Source organism: Companilactobacillus crustorum JCM 15951 (genome assembly GCF_001434585.1).
Taxonomy (GTDB): Bacteria; Bacillota; Bacilli; order Lactobacillales; family Lactobacillaceae; genus Companilactobacillus; species Companilactobacillus crustorum.
The window spans coordinates 86,959-106,880 of record NZ_AZDB01000002.1; the positions used below are offsets into that span (position 1 = coordinate 86,959).

Annotated in this window: 15 protein-coding genes; all 15 read right to left on the reverse strand. The window is 34.3% G+C overall.

The features are described 5' to 3' along the window. Positions 1–65 precede the first annotated feature (65 nt). The 15 genes from FD26_RS01060 to glmS all read right to left on the reverse strand — a co-directional run bounded on the left by FD26_RS01060 (position 66) and on the right by glmS (position 19,671). The gene (locus tag FD26_RS01060) at positions 66–1,742 is read right to left on the reverse strand and encodes an oleate hydratase (RefSeq protein WP_057866602.1); all 1,677 of its coding nucleotides are present in this window, start codon (positions 1,740–1,742) and stop codon (positions 66–68) included. Between the two features lie 220 nt (positions 1,743–1,962). Then, on the reverse strand, positions 1,963–3,159 hold the full coding sequence (locus FD26_RS01065; RefSeq protein ID WP_057866603.1) for an acetate/propionate family kinase: 1,197 nt from the start codon (positions 3,157–3,159) through the stop codon (positions 1,963–1,965). 10 nt (positions 3,160–3,169) lie between these two features. Continuing rightward, a complete protein-coding gene (locus tag FD26_RS01070) occupies positions 3,170–4,183 on the reverse strand; it encodes a class I SAM-dependent methyltransferase (protein ID WP_057866604.1) in 1,014 nt (337 codons plus the stop codon). Between the two features lie 265 nt (positions 4,184–4,448). Next, complete coding sequence (locus FD26_RS01080; RefSeq protein ID WP_057866606.1) at positions 4,449–4,898, reverse strand: competence type IV pilus minor pilin ComGF; 450 nt, start codon at positions 4,896–4,898, stop codon at positions 4,449–4,451. Then, entirely contained in the window at positions 4,870–5,157 is a 288-nt protein-coding gene (locus FD26_RS01085; protein ID WP_057866607.1) for a hypothetical protein, read from the reverse strand. Before FD26_RS01085 ends, FD26_RS01080 begins: the two co-directional genes overlap by 29 nt. Continuing rightward, positions 5,141–5,584, reverse strand: a complete 444-nt coding sequence (locus tag FD26_RS01090; RefSeq protein WP_057866608.1) for a type II secretion system protein — start codon at positions 5,582–5,584, stop codon at positions 5,141–5,143. The genes FD26_RS01085 and FD26_RS01090 overlap by 17 nt, the downstream gene beginning before the upstream one ends. Next, positions 5,581–5,856 carry a competence type IV pilus major pilin ComGC gene (gene comGC, locus FD26_RS01095; protein ID WP_057866609.1) on the reverse strand — a complete coding sequence of 92 codons (276 nt, stop codon included), beginning with the start codon at positions 5,854–5,856 and terminating at the stop codon, positions 5,581–5,583. Before comGC ends, FD26_RS01090 begins: the two co-directional genes overlap by 4 nt. Further along, positions 5,856–6,869, reverse strand: coding sequence for a type II secretion system F family protein (locus tag FD26_RS01100; protein ID WP_057866610.1), 1,014 nt, complete (start codon positions 6,867–6,869; stop codon positions 5,856–5,858). Before FD26_RS01100 ends, comGC begins: the two co-directional genes overlap by 1 nt. Next, complete coding sequence (comGA, locus tag FD26_RS01105; RefSeq protein ID WP_057866611.1) at positions 6,835–7,803, reverse strand: competence type IV pilus ATPase ComGA; 969 nt, start codon at positions 7,801–7,803, stop codon at positions 6,835–6,837. Before comGA ends, FD26_RS01100 begins: the two co-directional genes overlap by 35 nt. 79 nt (positions 7,804–7,882) lie before the next feature. Next, a complete protein-coding gene (locus tag FD26_RS01110) occupies positions 7,883–8,620 on the reverse strand; it encodes a YebC/PmpR family DNA-binding transcriptional regulator (protein WP_057866612.1) in 738 nt (245 codons plus the stop codon). A gap of 107 nt (positions 8,621–8,727) precedes the next feature. After that, positions 8,728–11,832, reverse strand: a complete 3,105-nt coding sequence (locus FD26_RS01115; protein ID WP_057866613.1) for a leucine-rich repeat protein — start codon at positions 11,830–11,832, stop codon at positions 8,728–8,730. Positions 11,833–12,040: 208 nt separating this feature from the next. Beyond that, positions 12,041–15,445, reverse strand: a complete 3,405-nt coding sequence (locus tag FD26_RS01120; protein WP_057866614.1) for a leucine-rich repeat protein — start codon at positions 15,443–15,445, stop codon at positions 12,041–12,043. 207 nt (positions 15,446–15,652) lie between these two features. Continuing rightward, positions 15,653–16,171: a VanZ family protein gene (locus FD26_RS01125; RefSeq protein ID WP_103429347.1), complete on the reverse strand. Its 519-nt coding sequence runs from the start codon at positions 16,169–16,171 to the stop codon at positions 15,653–15,655. A gap of 1 nt (position 16,172) precedes the next feature. Next, positions 16,173–17,771 carry an APC family permease gene (locus FD26_RS01130; protein ID WP_057866616.1) on the reverse strand — a complete coding sequence of 533 codons (1,599 nt, stop codon included), beginning with the start codon at positions 17,769–17,771 and terminating at the stop codon, positions 16,173–16,175. A gap of 88 nt (positions 17,772–17,859) precedes the next feature. Then, a complete protein-coding gene (gene glmS, locus FD26_RS01135; protein ID WP_057866617.1) occupies positions 17,860–19,671 on the reverse strand; it encodes a glutamine--fructose-6-phosphate transaminase (isomerizing) in 1,812 nt (603 codons plus the stop codon). Positions 19,672–19,922: the final 251 nt, after the last annotated feature.

Sequence of the window (19,922 nt, forward strand, 5' to 3'; positions counted from 1 at the left end):
TTGGGCTTTTTTTAATTCACAAAAAAAGAGCTGAAAACAATTTCAGCCCCAGTTTGTGAATTATTTTATCTAAACATTGTCCTTGTGGCACGTGCCATCACTTTAGGATCTTTTTCATAATGATGCATTGGTGTCATTTCAGACAATGGGATATTCAAGAATGTATAAACTGCACGTTGAGCAGCCCGGAATGAATATTGTTCCGTGAAGACCATATCAAATGGTTGTTCGGCAAACTGACTAATAAAGGCCAAGTTCTTGCTGTGTTCTGGAACAACGTCCGGACGATCGCCAACAGCTCTTTGATTAAACAGAGCACTGGCATATGGCATATGAACAGGAATAACATTGACAATACTATCCATAATTTCTTGTTTATGATTTGCAACATTATCCTTACTTGGATCAACCGCAGCTAAGTGTCCAAGAAATTCTTCTAGCATTTCCTTCCCAGTCATCTCAATAATTGGTTTTTGAACATAATCGCCATTTCTTCTTGGATACATAAAGTAACCCCAGAAGACTGACCCATTAGGCTTTTGAGACTTAAAGTGTGGTTGATGGTGTACAACAATCGACATTAATGATGTACTGTGAATCCAAGTATTCAAGGCATTACCTGGCTCTTGTTGTGTAATTCGAGCAATTTGGTTGAGTAGATAATGATTATTAGTTGTTACGGTGAAACTCATCCATTCACTTTGAGCCCGATCATTGAAGAACTTATCTGGATTGCCAAGTGAATAAAACTTCTCAGCTGCCTTCTTCCACAACATAGCACTAGGTGCATATTCCATATTTTCCTTAACAGGAGTGTCATAGTCACCAATTGATGAACTGTCAGTAATTGAACCATTAGTGTCAAAGACTAGATCATTTTCATCAATGTCAATGTGGCCTTCTTTGTTATCGTTATCGACTTCCTCATACTTGATACCAGTAACAATAATATCATCTTGCAATGGAGTATCCTTAAATTCCAAATCAGTAACTTTACGATTATTAATAAAGGTTACGCCGCGATCTTCCAAATACTTACGCATTGGTAGAATAATACTTTCGTATTGGTTATATGGAGTTCTTGTAACACCTTCAAGAGTATTGATTCGACTAAATTCCAAAATCATACGATTCATATAACGACGTAATTCCATAGCCGAGCTAGAACGTTTGAAAGCAAAAGTTGTTTGCCACATGTACCAGAAGTTAGTGGTAAAGAAACCAGGGGTACTTGCAAACCACTCAGCAATACTGATGTTATTAAGTGTTTGTTCATCTTTTTCTGGCATTAACATCAATTTGCTTAACAAATAACGTTCTTTGTTGGTAAATTGCATGTGCTTGTAATTATCTTTATTAGGTTTGATTCGTGGTCCATTTTCATCAATCAAACGACCAACATCATGTGTTGGATGAGCATGATCAAAGTTTAAAATATCATCAGTAACTGTTTGACCAGGGTGATCCAAAGATGGAACTGAACGCAATAAATCCCAAAGATTTTCATATGTCTCTTCGTTGAGCATACGTCCACCCTTAGCTAAATAACCTTTACTGTTAGATAAAGCTTTATTGCTGTACTCATCCTCATAATCTTTAACCAAGGCACCATCATTAGCACCATGAGTTTCTAGACCCATCATCGTAATTTGATCCCCGTTGAAACCACCATCACGAATTAAATAGATACCAGCTGCTAAATTACCAATCCCAGTACCGATCATGTAGGCTTTTCTTGTCATACTAACCGACCTCCATTCGAATCTTACAATTTCATTTATACACCTTAAATATAACAGTTCCCTATAAAAAGTAAAGGCTTTCAATAACAACAATTTCAATAAATTTAATCTATTTTTTGATATAAAAATGACCAAGAAGAAACGTTATTAACCTTTTAGGATATTAAAAGAGACTATAAACCCATGATTAAATGGCCTTACAGTCTCTTTTTTTAATAATTTAGTCACTATATTTTGTTAATCTAACTACATCGCGCACGATCATCAATTCCTCATCCGTAGGTACAACCATCACAGTTATACTTGAATCCTTGGAACTAATAATACGAATTCCAGCACCATTTTCGTTAGCATCTTTATCAATTTTTACACCCATATAATTAAAGCTATTAGCAATATCTGCACGAATTTCAGCATTCTTAGCCCCTGTCCCGGCAGTGAAGATTAAAACATCAGTTCCACCTAACAAGGCTATATAAGAACCAATATATTTAACAATTCGATTAATATAAATTCTAATAGCCAAATCAGAACGATCATTTTCGTCTCTGGTAGCTAAGAGATCCCGCATATCTGGTGAAACGCCAGATATACCTAAAAGCCCTGACTTTGTATTAAGTATTTTAACCATATCGGTTGGATCAGTAATTTTCATTTTTTGCATTAAATAGGCTACAAGCGATGGATCAATATCACCCGAACGTGTACTCATAGTAATACCTGCTAAAGGAGTGAAGCCCATCGAAGTGTCAACAGATCTTCCGTCTTCAATAGCGTCAATCGAAGCACCACTACCTAAATGACATGAAATAATTTTCAAATCATTCAAAGGCTTATGCAAATAATCAGCTGCTGCTTGTGAGACATATCTATGACTAGTACCATGAGCGCCAAATTTACGAACACCATATTTTTCATAATATTCATAAGGAATACTATACAAGTAATTGACTGGATCCATTGTTTGATGAAAAGATGTGTCAAACACAGCTACCTGCGGTACGTCAGGCAATATTTTTTCAAAAGCTTCAATACCAGCAGCTTGTCCTGGATTATGCAATGGGGCAAATTCAGACAAATTTCTAATTTGCTGTACCACACGCGGCGTAACGACTGCGGAATCTTTAAAGATACTGCCACCAGCAACTACTCGGTGACCGACACCAGTAATTTCGTTATAGTTGTCGATGATCTTTAAATCAATTAACTTATCCAACATCTTATTAACTGCAGTCGTATGATCAGGAATATCTCCCATTTCGCTAATCTTCTTGCCTTTAAATTCAACTTCAAAGACAGAGTCTGACAAACCCAAACGGTCTACCATCCCTTTAGCAACAACTTTTTCATCAGGTACTGTATATAGTTTCCACTTCAGTGTAGAGCTACCAGAATTAACGGCCATGATTTTAGACATTTAATCTCACCTAACCTTTAAAATTTTTCGCCCAGTCTTGCAACTGGTCCTTAAATCCTTCAAATAATTTTGGATTATTGGTATCTGGTATTGTGCCCATCAAAACATTTCCAACTTGTTTAGCATTATTGCCATGCTTCTGAAGAACTACGATTGCCTTTTGAGCCTCTTTGGAAGCAAATAAGGTTGCAGGTAAGTCTAGAACAGCTTGTAAATATACGCTTGAAACCATCCATTCAGATAATTTCTTAGCTTGATCAGTTTGGAAAATTTGTGAAGGTACGATGAATATACCGATTCCATCATCATTCAAATTATTCATTGTCTGTTCAATCAACAAATGATGAGCATACGAATGACCCTTATCGGATTTTGTTTTAAATTTTTTAGCATTATCGTCAATTGGATAGTAGCCAACTGGTAAATCAGCTACCGCCATATCAATGTCAGTAATATCCCATTCCGCAATACTATCTTGGTGATAAGCATCAAGATTTATGTTCATTACTTCGCTGAATGATTTGGCTAAAGCCACTAATGTTTCGTCATTATCAAGGGCAGCGGCATTAATATGAAACTTATCAGTCATTCTCAATTGTTCAATAAATTCAATTAACAAATTTCCAGTTCCAACGGTTGGATCAACTATGTTCACATTTTTTTTATTTTGAACATTTAGTACCTCATAAGCAATGAGGCTGGCAATCAAACCAATTGCATCTGGAGTCATCAATTTATTGACTTCAGATTTATCTTCTTTTTGTGCCTTGATAATAGAAACAGTAATAGCTTGCTTCAATTGTAATGGTGTTAAATTTAAATCTTTCAAGGATTGATAAACTGCCTCTAATTTTTGAACAGTTTCTGCATCGGGAACACCATTTTCGACGTAAACTTTGCCATCGGAAATATTAGTTAGTGTTTCAGCAAGTGTTTCAATGTTACTTACTCTCAAAGCCTTTTTTAACAATGAATTGGCTTCATCTAGCTTATCAAAATATGATTGCATATCTTTTTCTGACATAGTTAACCTCTTTGCTTAATAATAAAATTTTAACGTTGGAACCGATTTTATTCAAGGATTCCTAGATTCACAATAGTTTATTTTATTACTTTTATTAATTTTTTTCTTGATTTGTTGCTTATAAAAATTATCCAATTGTCGATAATCATTGATTTGCTCGCTTAAATAAGCATTGCTATAACCTACGACCATAATTGAAACCACTAATATTAATATACTATTTACCATAACAGTTCCGCTATGTTTTTGACCTTTTTTTGATAATTTAAACATCATTGCTCAAATACATTTCTGACTTTTGACCAAGATGATTCTCTGTTGTAATGATAACCAAATTTCGATTTTTTTCAATTGAAATTTTATTTAAGTTCATCATGATTGGTTCATGCCCTCCATTAGTTGAAGTAGTTAGCCGCAACATAAATAATCTTCCCGCCGGATATTTTTCAATAACCATCGATTTCTTTTTCTGTCGATCGAAATAGACGACCTTGTCATCGGTTACTAATTTGATCTGATTGTCCTTTAAAATTGTTTGCAATTTTTCTTGAGTGATATGCCATCTTAATTGATCCCGAAAAGTTGTATTTTGAACAGTTTTCAATATTTGCAACGATTGCTGCAAAACTCCTAAAGTCATAACTGTAACCATTAAAGCAATGACCGATTCGTACAACGTAAAGCCGCTATGTTTTGATTTCCACTTGATAGACATTATTCCTCACACTGACTTGATAATTATTTTTAGTCTGTTGAAAATAATACTTTTGTCCTTTTATAGTCATAATTGCAGGCAAATTAGGATTACTAAGATGCAAAAGAATTACTTTATGAGCATTCACTCGTTGTTCCCATCCATCCAGCAACTTAAATTGTTCACTGACACAATAAGTTAACATAAAAATTATTAACAATGAGATGGCTAATGAAGTCAATGATTCAACTAAAACAAAGCCTTTATGTTTTAATTTCATTTATTTCGCCCCACCCCATCTGAATTTTATAAATATATTTTTTCTTAGTAAGAGTTGATTTGAAAATTATCGTAACGGGCGCACCTTGACCATTGGAAGAAATTCGATAACCTGTTGCTGATGCAGACACTATAGACATAAAAGTCGGCAATTTTTTTTGATAAATTTTTCTTTTTCCATTTTTTCCATCTAAATCAAACGTGATCTTATTATCGTCCTGATTCAGAAATAATGAGCCTGACCTTTTATTCAAATAACAATAATTAAAAGCATTTTTAAAAGAGTCTTTAAACCAAATTAGAGACTGCTGTTCTTCTACATGTGCTTGATAACCTTTGAGGTTATATAAAGAAATTATCAATAAACTACAAACTATTCCTAAAGAAATCATTGTTTCTAAAAGTGTAAAAGCTTGGTGTTTTTTCATTTTAGTTCATCAATTTTTTGAGCTTTTTCATATTGTTTTTGAGTTATATATTTTTCTTTTTCTAATTCACCCAATGAAGGTATTTTTCCTTCGTTATCAGAATATAGTTCCTTCTGAGTTTTGATGGTTGTAATAAATGCTTCTTGGGATCTATCTTCAGCATGATTTTTTTGAGCCACCAAATTAGGGATCATAATTAGTAACAACAGTGAAATAATAAAAAGTACAATTACCATCTCAATTAAAGTAAAAGCCTTGTGAATTTTTTTCATTACGACATTCCTTTCATCATTCCGTAAATTGGTAATAAAACAATTAGGTAAGTAACAACTATTACAATAGCGATTACTCCAAACAAAATCGGTTGCACTAAATTCAAAATTTTTTTCAAATTCCGTTGTGTTTCTTCAAACTTCAATTCCGCCATTAACAATAAATCTTGTGCTAGCTGTGCTCCACTTTCACCAGCTTGCAAAATAACTTTTAATTGATTGGGCAATAAAAAGTCTTCGTCAATCAACTCCAGAATATTCTTACCGTTAACTAAACCATTAATAAACTTAGTTGCTAAATGCGCATGGATTGAATCCTTTTGAAAGCGTTTGTTAGATTCACAAATGTCATATAAATTCATACCGCTTGCCATTTGCATTCCAACACCTTGTAAAATCAAAAACTGATAGAAGCTCAAATATATTTGACCCACTAGCGGTAATTTCACAAGAAATAATGCTCGCTGATATTCATCTTTTTGTTTGATTTTAATTATCAAAAAAATTCCACCGCAGCCCATTAAAATTAGAATTAATAAAATTAACTCTAAAAAAATATCAATATTGTTTTTTCCACTGCTCAACTCTAATTGAGGCACAATATAAACTTTCATACCTACTAACATAGTGACTAAGAAAGTTAAAATAAAGCACGGATAAATCAGTAATTCCTTTAATTTATTTTTTTGTTTAGCCTGGCTTTGTAATAAGAGCCCAGTTTGTTGCAATGCCAGAGCCATTTTACCGTGTTCTTGTGCAATTGCTAATTGGTTAAAAATGACCGCTGGTAAATCTAAATGACTTAAAGCTTGTGAAATCATTTTTCCAATCTTTAAATCATGATGAATCTTATCAAAGACTGAAGTTTGAGTATTAAGTAAACGTAAACATTTTATTGATTGACTTAGTGAAAAACCATTTCGTAAAAGTTTACTAATCAGTAACAAATACTCAGCCTGCTGTGCAGATTTCAGTTTCTTATCCTTGTGCAAACTCTTGGTATGTTTTGTCATCTATTTGACCTGTTTGATAAAATTTTTGAAGCTTTAGTTGCCAATTATTATCTGTAATATTCTCTTGAATAAAATTTTTTATTTCTGTGTTATTAATCGTATCAACAAACATTTGTAATTCATTTCTCATGGGAATCAAACGTTGATAAGAAATACAATTGACGGCATTAACTATCTCCTCTTGATCCACGCCAAATTGCTGTAATCGCTGAATTACTGAATATTTTGATTTACCATGAATCGTTGTCATAACCGTATAGCCACATAATGCTGCTTGAATAGCCTGTTTAGCCGTTTGACCATCCCGAATCTCACCTATGATCAAAACTTCTGGACGATGCCTTAAACTAGTCTTGATCAATTCCTCATAAGTCATCCCAGCATCATCATTTACTTGCAACTGTAAAAAGTTATCCTCAACAATTTCAATTGGATCTTCGATGCACATAACTTTTTTATTCCAGCTTAACTGCCTGCCTAAAGCATACATTAACGAAGTTTTCCCTGAACCCATTGGTCCAGCAAAAATCATCATTCCTTTCAATTGAGCCATCGGTAAAAAATTTTCTATTATATCTTCAGAAATTGGCGTATTTAATTCTTGTGGATAGATCAATCTCACCACCATTGACTCACGATTTTTAAAATCACCTACTGACGAAATTCGAATAAAAATATTATTATTCTGATATATAAAATTGAATGAACCTTTTTGCGACCGGCGACGTTCAGAGACATCTAGTCCTGAATTAAATTTCAAATAATTCATCATTGCTAAAGTTTCATCAATCGTTAAATCAGCTACCGTATAATTTTGAATCGAATTTTGTGCTTCTAAATGATAAGAATTAGCTTTAGGTAAAAAATAAATATCAGATATTTTATTGGTACATGCTTCTGTCAAAAGATTATTAACCATCGTTTCTGCTGTCATTGTAATTCCTCCCTTCAAAAAAAATTACGAAAAAAAAAGGCTGTAAACATAATTGTTTACAGTCTTAATTATTTAAAATTTATTCGTTGTCGTCATTATCAGCGGCAGCTGTATAAACTTCTGAAACATCTTCATCATCTTCCAATTGGTCGATCATGTGTTCAAATTGTTCCTTCTTTTCTTCGGGAACTGGAGTTGTGTTTTGAGGAATCATTGTCAATTCTGAATCGGCAAGTTCATAACCTTTTTCGATTAGTCCATCGCGAACAGCAGCAAATTCTTTTGCCTCGGTATAGATTTCATAAGCATCGTCTGATGTTTGTAGATCATCAGCACCTAAGTCCATGATATCCATCAAAACTGTATCCTCATCTTGAGAATTCTTTGTACGGTCCAAAACGATATATCCCTTACGATCAAACATGTAAGCAACTGAACCACTAGAACCCATACTTCCTCCGTTACGAGTAAATGCAACACGTACGGCGGAAGCAGTTCTGTTCTTGTTATCTGTTAAAGTTTTAACTAAAACTGCAACTCCACCTGGAGCATAGCCTTCGTATGTAACTTCATCATAATGTTCTTCACTGCCACCCTCAGCCTTTTTAAGAGCACGTTTGATGTTGTCTTTTGGCATATTGGCTGCACGAGCTTTATCTACTATTAAACGAAGGGCAGCATTATCGTCCGGATCGGCACCACCCGATTTAGCTGCCATGAATAACTCACGAGACAGCTTTTGGAAAATTTTACCACGCTTGGCATCTTGGGCACCTTTTCTACCTTGGATGTTATGCCATTTTGAATGTCCTGACATTTCTGTTTCCTTCTTTCACAAATATTGTAAACCGCATATTATTTTATCAAAGTAATACCGTTATTTCAATATTTCACGAGCAAATAAAACGATAAAAGGACCATTTTTTAATTCTGAGAACGATTTTTCCTGATATCGATTACACCCAGCGTCATTATTATGATTATAGCGCCTAAAACTTTACTCAATTTATCAGAATCATTACCAGTTTGAGGCAAAGTTTTCGTCCCACTTTGTTCAAAAATTGCTGTTGTATTATCGGCTTTAGAAATTACCAATTGACCAGAAGGTCGCTTTTCATTGGGAACATAATAGACAACATCATTAGAAGAATTATTTTTATCAGAGTCTTTGGATTCGATTGGGTCCGTTGAATCTGTTGGGTCCGTTGGATCTGTTGGGTCCGTTGGATCTGTACCACCACCAGCTCCAGTATTATCTTTAGCCAGAACATTTAAACTAACCATTTTCCCCTGACCATCAGTCGTAAATAATCTTACTTGATACTTACCAGGAGCATCTAGAATGGCTTGACTTAAATCAACTGATATATCTAAAGGTTGACCATTCTCATCAGTTGCTGAAGCTTTAAAATCAGCTGCCGTCGGAGTTGGATCACCTACATGCATAGTGTAATTAGAACCCGTAATTGAACGTAAATTATCACTAATTTTTAGTGTTCCACTTTCCACTTTAATATCATAATTAGGATACTTGTCGGAATCATAGGAGACATCAATTGGATAATCGCCAATGCTTTCACCATCTTTACGAATCAACTCATAGACAATATCATTAGCTAAACCGTCGGGCATTGTCACAGCTGCACTAAATGTTGGATCATCTTGTCCAATAATTTTAGTCACATCATTTACTTTAATAATCACAGGAGCTTTATTAATTGCCAAGTCTGCTGAACTATTGATAATATTCCAATTATAAAGAGGATTACTTGCCTCTATATTAGCTTTTCCTTGATTCGTCAAAACAATTTTATACGTTCCTACATTAGTAGCATCTTCGACTAATTTCAGATCTCCATCTTTTAATGTATAGGTAGATTTATTAGAAAGAATGGCTTGATATTTATTTAGATCGAAATTCTGCTGCTGTCCATTATAAGTTTTTGAATCAGTACCGATTATATCAACGATGGCGTCAATTTTATAAACATAAACATTTGCTGTCTCACTCTCATTACCGTAACTATAAGTAACTTGATAACTACTTACCCCATTAGTAGTATCAATTTCATTCACAGTATTACCATTAGCGTCAACGATTGATACAGTCAAATCGCTTAGATCCTTTTGTTGTCCATCGGTAGTAATGGCGCTGATAAAGTTATCGCTCTTATTCCATTTACTTCCGGCAGGAATTTTAGTATCAAAAACTCTAATACTTGGGTCATCTAAAACAACATCATAAGTTCCTGCATAACCTTTGTCAGAAACATTTTCTGCTGATAATGACCAATCAAAATTAAAACTTGTCACACCCACTGGGATTGTAAAAACACCATTGCTATAAGTAACACCATTAGTCAAATTGCTTATATTCATATTCTTTTCAGTCGTGCCGCCAATATTAATCGAAAAATAATTTGAAATATGATTATGTTCGGTATCCGTAAAAATAACTGCCAATTGTTGTACTGCTGAATTCAAATCAAAATTCTTATTACTTGAATCAACATTAGGCATTGCAATTTTAGTTATACGATTATATGAAAATGCATTCGCACCAACACTTATATCATTTGAAGTAGCACTGGCCAAACTATCTAATTTATTGTAAACAAAAGCTGATGTTCCTATTTTTTGAATATTGCTACCCAAATCAACACTAGTTAGTTGATTGCCAGCAAAAGTCAAATCACCAATTGTTTTTAAACTATCAGGTAACATTAAATTACCTGTTAATCCAGCATATTCAAAGGCACCGTCATCAATTGAGTTTAAATTGACTGCTTGAGAAAAGTCAGCCCTTGCTAATTTACTATCATAAGTAAAAGCCATTTTTCCGATTGAAGTTAAATTGGTCCCAAAACTAATAGCAGTTAACGCTATATTAGATAAAAATGCCTGATCGCCAATTGTTTTTAAACTATCAGGTAACATTACACTTTCAACTTTGGAATTATAAATAAATGCTCCATTGTTAATATGCTCAAGCTGATTATTATTGCTTAAATCAACCTTTTGCAATGATGTATTGCCTTCAAATGCTTCTGAACCAATGATCTTCAAATTAGTTGCTTGAGAAAAATCAATTGTTTTAATATTTCCATCCATAGCAAAAGCTAAATCACCAATATTCTCTAATGATTTTGGTAAAACCAGATTTTCCAAAGCATTATTGTATTCAAATGCATTTTTGCCAATATCAGTCACAGAATCCGGCAAATTTAAATCTTTTATTTGATCACTAGTAAAAGCCAAATCGCCTATTGTCTTCAAAGTTGTATTATTGGTTAAATTTAAATCAGTTAAATTAGTATAAGCAAAAACACCATCGCCAATAGTAGTAATTCCGTCATTTATTTGAACACTCGTAAAATTCTTTTTGCCAACAAAAGCATTGCTTCCTATAGTTGTAACGTTATAAGTTTTATCCTCATTATTACTGTTCTTTAAAGTGACAGTCGGAGGAATATTAAGAGCAATATTTTCATCAGAATTTAAACCAGTTACCGTCGCTTCAGTAGTCGTGTCATCAACTGACCAAGTGAATTTATCGGCATCTGTATAAGTATCATTAGCTGCTATATTCTCAACTGCTGGATTCACTGTAATGACGGAACTACTCACCGCTTTACTAGAGTTATCTGAAGAAGGTATAGATCCTGTCTGTTCAGACAATGAACTAATTTGATTTTCATTAGAATTTTGAATTGAATCGCTAGATTCACTATTAGTCGTATCGTTTACAGTTGATCCTGTTTTTGCATCAACTGATACATCATTATTTGTAGTATTTTTTAGATCTGTTTCATTCCCATTAGTTGTTTCATCCTCAGTACCAGATTTATTGGTATTATTGTTGTTCTGAGTGCCAACATCTTCACTACTGTTATTAGCTGTCGCATCACTGACGGTTGTGGCCTGAACCGTGAGTGTTTGATGGGCTAAAGTAGCACCTATTCCTAATGTCATTGCTGCACCAGTAGCGAGTAACAATTCTTTACGGTCAAAAAAATTTTTATTCGACACCTTAAAACCCCTTTTTTTACACAGTAATAACATTATAATTTATTATAATATTTATATTGATTCACATTTTGAGATTTTATTTTACCAGTTATAAACATTTTTAATATATAAAAAAAGCCTATACAGCAACTATCTTTGATAATCGCCATATAGGACTTCCTTATTGTTCAAGAATTGAACGATGTTTTGTTTCTTTTGATCTTATTCTTTATATCTTGCGATGCTTCTTTAAATCTATTCCTAACAAAGTTAATAAACCAATTATCCAACCAATTACCGATTCAAAGGTACCTTTTTCATTACTCATTTGTGGCAATACATTCGGATCATTAACGTTTTGATCACCCGTAAGCTCATCTACTTGTGAAGTAGCTTTCGGCTTAACAATTTGACCGACCAGCTTATTCTCATTAGGTACATAATAAATTTCTCCACTTATAATAATTTGTCTGCTTGGATAATTAACTGGAATTTTATTGTTAGAAAATGATGTTTTTTGAGTTACTTGTCCTTTTTCACTATCTGATGGAGTTGACGTTGTCGGCTTTAAAACCTCAGGCTCACTAGGTTGAACTTTTTCTGGTTCGCTAGGTTCAACTGGGGTTTCAGGTACAGTAGGCTCAACTGATTGATCATCTTGGGGTGGGTTTGCCGCCATACCGTTAGTACTGCTGGAACCACCACTGCTCCTATTCAAAACCGTTAATTGAATATTCTTTGTCTGAGCATCTGTAGTACTTAATTTAACTGGATATACACCGACTTGATCTAACTTAGCTTGACTTAAATCAATCATAACTGGCAATTCTTGTCCATTATCGTCAGTTGCACTCGCTTTAAAGTCAGTAGCTGTTGGCATTGGATCGCCTATGTACATCGTGTAATCAGATCCATTAATAGTCTGATGATTAGGAGTAATTTTAAATGTCCCATTTTCTACTTGAATTTGGTAATTAGGATTTTTAGTTGCGTCAAATAAAATAATAACTGGATAATTACCTACTGCTTCTCCAGTTTGACGAGTAATCGTATAAATTACAGGATCGCCATTTACTAAATCAGATGGCAATGTAACTGCCGCACTCAACTGTGGATCAGTCTGACCAGATATTTTCGTTGCATCGTTAGCTTGAATAATTACTGGGGCCTTGTTGATAACAAAACTGGCTGTACCACTATCTGTTCTCCAGCTGTACAAATTATCCTGACCAACTTTCTCAATATTATCCAATCCTTGAGTAGTTAAAGTAACACCATAACTTCCTGCATTTTTAGCTTCATCGGTCAAAGCTAAATCTCCTGCCTGTAATTGATAAATCGTTCCATCTGAAAGAATAATTTGATAATGACTAACATCAAGAGCCTGACTCTGTCCATTATATGTCGTTGTCTGAGTACCACTTATTCCGACAACGCCATTTCTTTTATATACCGTAACTATTACGGTATTTTTTTCGTTACCATAGCTATAAGTTACTTGATAATTTCCAATTTGCGTCGTATCAATTGTTTCCACAGCTTTTCCACTCGGATCAATGATCGCCACTGTCATCTTAGCCAAAGGTACGTCTATACCATCAGGTGTAGTAGCGCTAATAAAGTTGTCACTGAAACTCCAACTAGTTCCTGTCGGAATACTAGTATTAATGACTTTGATATTGGGATCATCCAAAACAACATCATATATTCCGCTATATCCAGCATCACCCGGCAACATTGGACTTAAGCTCCAACCAAAATTAAAGCTTTTTACACCTGCTGGTATCGTAAAAACACCATTTTGGTATGTTACGCCATTACTAGGATCATAAATTTCCATATTTTTTTCAGTAATTCCACCGATATTTATATTAAAGTAATCCGAAATACTTGTATGTGCAGAATCAGTAAAGATTGCAGCCAATTGCTGAGTAGCTGGATTAATATTATATACGCTTTTACCCAAAGTAACCTTTGGCAAGAGAATCTCGGTAATACGATTATATGAAAAGGCATCCGATCCCAAATTAATTCCCACCGTATTACTAGTTACCCCTGTCAATTGATTACTGATAAAAGCTTCCTGCCCAACGGTAGTGATTGTATCTGGCAATGTCAAAACATTCTTTAATTGGTTGTATGCAAAGGCCGAGGCGCCTATAGTCTGCAAGTTAGTGCCCAAATTCAAACTAGTCAAGTGATCTCCAGCAAATGAACGTTTTCCTATCGTTGTTACACTATCAGGTAAACTTAAATTTCCTGTTAAGCCACTGTATTCAAAAGCATCGTCATCAATTAAATTAAGACTTTGAGCAGCTGATAAATCAATATAATTAAGATTTTCATCATAGGTAAAAGCTTGTTTTCCGATAGTTGTTAATCCTTTACCAAATTTAATAGATTTCAATCCTACATTAGATAAAAAAGCTTGGTCGTCAATTGTTTTTAAACTGTCAGGTAACTTGACATCGCTTAAATTAGAATCATAAATAAATGCTCCTTGTCCAAGCGTTTGTAACTGGTTATTATGGCTTAAATCAATACTAGTCAAACTTTGATCACTAGAAAAGGCTTGGTCGCCAACATTCAATAAATTACTGTCCTTAGAAAAATCAACACTTTTCAGACCATTATTAACGGCAAAGCTTTCTTTCCCTAATGATTTTAAATTTTGAGGCAACACAATTGTCTGTAAAGCACTATTATATGTAAAAGCATTGTCCCCAATGTTTTCTACCGAATCAGGCAAATCGACTTGTTTTATTTGATCGCTGACAAAAGCCAAATTTCCAATATTTTGGAGTGTTGTATTATTAGTCAAATCTAAGTTTTGCACTTTTGAATAAGCAAAAGCACTGTTCCCTATATTGGTAATACCATTATTTATTTTGACGCTAGTAATTGTTTTGTTACCTAAAAAGGCATTATCACCAATACTCGTGACCGCATAGTCTTTTCCAGTAGTTGTACCATTAGGCGTTACCGTTATTGTCGTAGGGATACTGATCGTATTGTCAGTCAAACTAGCTGTACTTCCTGTTAAAGCAGCCTCATTATCTGTATCGTCTGTACTCCAAGTAAAATCATTGGCATCAGTGTAGCCGCTGTTTGAACTTATTTTAACCACTGTTGTATCTAAAGGTTTCAAAGCAGGAGTCGATATCGATGCTACAGTAGTTACTGTAGGAACTTTTTGTGTTGATTCAGTCCCTGAATTAACATTTGAGGAAGGACCTATTGGTTGAATAATTGGCGTAGTTGTTGATACTGGCTGTGTAGTCGCTGAATCACCTGTCGTGACTGTAGTTGTCTGAATTACTGCAGGAACTACAGTCACAGGACTGTTAACTAAATTAGATGAAGTAGCTGGTTTAGCAACGGTCTTATTGTCAACTGTTACAGGTGATGTCTCCGTTTTAGTTGAAACGGGATCCGATTTAGAATTAGCATTTGTATCGACAGTAGCCGTCTCACTATTCGTTGAAGTATTTACAGAAGTAGATGTTGTGGTACCTGTATTTTCAGCGGCCTGAACGGACATTTGATGACCAAAAAAAGTCGTTCCAACTCCTAATACTGCAGCACCAGTTGCTAATAATAACTCTTTACGATCAATCATTTTTTTATTTGTCATAATAAAACCATCCCTTTATCTAAAATAATCATGTTTAAACATAATTGATTATCTTGATTCAAATCTTACAACTTTATCGATAATTATTTAAGAAAAAGAGATATACATTTCATTCATGTATTTATTAATTTTGGAAACACAAATAGCGCCCTAATGACTTTTTTACATTCAGTCATCAGAGCGCTATTTAGGCTACAGATAAAATATCTATAACGATTTTTTGTTATGCTTTCGAAAATGATTAATAACATATAAAACCGACATTAAAATTATAATACCCGTCAAAGCACCAGCACTATCCAAAATCACATCGTCAACTAATGGCGTTCTCCCGCCAGTCAATCCTTGATGAAACTCATCAAAGGCTGCTAATCCAGTAGTAACTAACCACGGAATAAACATTCTTAAAAAGTTGTTGCCTTTGAAATAAGAATAAAGTGCCAAGCAAAGACAAACACCTAACAATAAATAAATACTGAAATGTGCGCCTTTTCTAACAAAAAACTCTACAAAATGATAATAGCCATCATTTTTCAGAGATTGATATTTTCCACCATAGTGAAAACCAATATTGCTTATATTATTTTTAAAAGGTTCATTTTTTAAATATTTTTCTAAAAAAGGTACTGATGTCTGTTGTTTATACGTCATCGATGAACTGTAAAATAAAACCGCTTCTATCGCAACAACTAAACCCCAGAACCATTTTTCTTTACGTTTTAAAATATCACTCATTAGCTTCATCCCACTTTACAGTCGAATTTAACTTTCTAGCATCATCAAAATATCCAGAATGATATGAAGAATTGATTGCCCAATAGTACATAGCAGTTGAGAACAACAATATAACAATGAAATCGATTGGATACTTAACCAAATTAATTCCACCAAATTCATTGCTTCCAATCCAGGAGATAATTGCTAAACCAAACAAATGCACAATGAGCCATAAACTGGCATAGAACTTTTGTTTAAATTCTTTAAATCCACGTCGAAAATCATAGACAAAATAAATTGGCAAACCGATGATGATTATAATAATAACCTCAACCGTCGTGGGAAACATGGACCAATAAATAGCCAAACTGATCAGATCAAAGACTACTGGTGCCAGAAATTTCATCCCCTTGATCTTTGTTGGTCTTTTAAAATCAGGTCCCATTTTTCTCAGACTGCCAGCGACTACTGGGCCTGATAATAATGAAATTAACGTTGAGGCTGCCACTACTCGAGAAAGCAATGACCAATTTTTAAACAAAGTAATCAAAATGATACTAACGAAAAAGTCCACTAACAATGCCAAACGTGGCGTGTTATAAGAATTATTAGTATTACTCAACCACTTAGGTAAATGTTTGTTCTTAGGCATTGAGGACAATGATTTACTTGCTGAGGCAGAAAAGGCAATTCCGCTACCAATTGGCGAAATAAACGCCGTAAAATAAATCAAAGTCGATAGCCAATAAATATTCAATAAAATTGCTAAATTAGCAAATGGCGAGTTGAAATTAATTTGCGACCAGCCACCACTAACAATCGATTTAGGTAAAGCACCAATAAAGACTACCTGCAAAGATATATAAATCAAAGCACTGATAAAAAGTGAAAGGATAATCCCTCGGCGAATATTAACAGAAGGTTTCAAAATATCATTACCCAAATTGATTATTGTTTGAAAGGCTACGTAGGAATAAATAATTCCGGCACTACCAATAGCCACAAAAATTGAAGCTGAGCCATAAGGCATGAACTCATGGAAACTAGTTCCCATATTAGTAATATCAAAGTGCGCTGCTACTAAAACAATCATCGTTATAACGGGTACGATTAACTTAAATACTGAAATAAAGTTATTGAACTTCGCCATAATTGCAACTGACCAATAATTTATCAAAGTAAAGATTAAAAGCAAGACTGTTGCCATCATAATTCCATTAAAAGTCAATTGACCATTTTTCATAAAACTGTGCATCCAATAGGACCATTTCCATGGCCACGTACTCATATATTGAGTCGAAGCAACAGCTTCAATTGGTAAAATTGCTAATAACGATAACCAGTTAGCCCAAGAGAAAATATGTCCCAAAAGCGAACCATGCGTATACATCGTGAAACGACTCATCGCCCCATCTTCAGGAAACATCGTTCCTATTTCAACATAAACCATCGCTATCATTGCTACTAAAATTGCTCCTAGGACCCAAGCTAGAATTGCCGCTGGACCGGCTATTTGAGCCGCCTGACTGGAACCAAACATCCACCCAGAGCCAATAATGGCACTTAACCCAAACATAACTGTCGAGAACAAATTTAATTTTTTATTCATAAAACCACCAATCTATATTTTTTGTAATAAAAAAATAGTCTCTATCATTTATATAGAGACTATCAATTAAGTACTACTTTAGTGTAGGTTACTCTACCGTAACACTTTTGGCAAGATTACGTGGTTTATCAACATCATTTCCACGAGCCAAACTTGCATAGTAAGCAATCAATTGTGCAGGAACAACACTGATGATTGGGGAAATTAATTCATCAATTTCTGGAATAATAATCTGATCTCCAGCTTCAGAGTACTTTTGACTAGCAATCACTAATACATGTGCTCCACGTGCTTCTACTTCCTGAATATTGCCACGAGTATGACTGGCACCAACACCATCATTTATATAGGCAAAAACCGGAGTATTCTTTTCAATCAAAGCAATGGTTCCATGCTTTAATTCACCAGCAGCAAAACCTTCCGCATGAATATATGAGATTTCTTTCAATTTCAAAGCAGCTTCCAATGACAAAGCGTAGTCAATTCCACGGCCAATATAGAAGGCATCCGTTTGATCAGTTAAATAATCAGCAGTAAGTGCCTTAATCTTTTCTTTTTCATCAACAATAGTTTGGATTCCATTAGCAGCCAAAGCCAATTGCTTCTTAACATCAAAGTCTTTAGCATCTTCTACACCCTTAGCTTCTCCAAGAGCTTTAGCCAAAACTGCTTCAACTGCGATTTGAGCTGTATAGGCTTTCGTTGAGGCAACCGCAATTTCAGGTCCAGCTAACAATTCCATTGTAAAAGTAGCTTCTCTAGAAAGAGTTGAGTTTGGAACATTAGTCATTGTCAAACTTGGCAAATTCATTTCATTTACTTTAACTAATACTTGGCGACTGTCAGCTGTCTCGCCACTTTGTGATAAGAAGATAAAGAATGGATGCTGCGAAAGTTTTGGCATATGATAGCCAAATTCACTACCCAGTTCAACATCAACTGGAATATCAGCCACTTTTTCAAAAATATTCTTACCAACTAAACCGGCGTGATAACTTGTCCCGGCAGCAACAATATACAAACGATCAGCTTTCTTTAGTTCATCAAGCAAGGCAGATTCAACATTCAACTTGCCATCAGTTCCAATATAATGTTGAGAGATTTTTCTCATAACATTAGGTTGTTCGTCAACTTCCTTGAGCATGTAGTGTTCGTAAGTGCCCTTAGAGATATCGTTAGCATCCAAGTTAACTGTATATGAATCTCTTGTAACTGGAGTGCCATCAATCTTACTGATAGCAACTGAACCCTTCTTTAAGATAACTACTTCGCCATCATGAATTTCAACAAATTCATGAGTTTGATCTAACATTGCCATTGCATCTGAACAAATAACATTAAAACCATCACCCAATCCAATTAGCAAAGGACTCTTATTTTTAGCAACAAAAATACGATCTGGCTGCTCTTTATCCATCATGGCAAAAGCATATGATCCTTTGATCAAACCTAAAGCCTTTCTAAAAGAAGCTTCGCCATCTAAACCTGTTTTAGCAAAGTGATCAACTAATTGAACTGCCACTTCAGTATCAGTTTGGCTCTTAAAATCAACATCTTGAAGGTACTTATTTTTCAATTCTTCAAAATTAGTGATAACACCATTGTGAACTAAGTAAAAACGATTATCTTCAGAAAAATGAGGATGAGCATTTTCAATCGTTGGCTTACCATGTGTAGCCCATCTTGTATGGCCGATTCCTGCTGTTCCTTGAACATCTTTGGTAACAGCATCTTCTAGCTTACTAATTTTACCAACTTCTTTAACCAAAAAGTCTTTTCCATTTTGATTATTGACATAGATACCAGCTGAATCATAACCACGGTATTCAAGTTTTTCCAATCCGTTTAATAAAATATCAGTAGTTTTATTATTTCCAATTACTCCAACAATTCCACACATAGCATTCAAGCCTTTCTTAATTGGTCTAGTTTAATTTATTTAAATGGTATAGTTCATTCGAATTAACTTTATCATCTTGCGACAATGACTAGGATACTAATAGAGTGCTTTTTTGTCAAGAAAACTTTTATATTTTTAATAATTGGTACGGTTTGTACATACCGATATAGTCAATATGGTATACATACCATAAGAAAAATTATATAACTTTTAAAATTTCTGCTCTTTCAACTCAGTTAAAAAAATCCAAA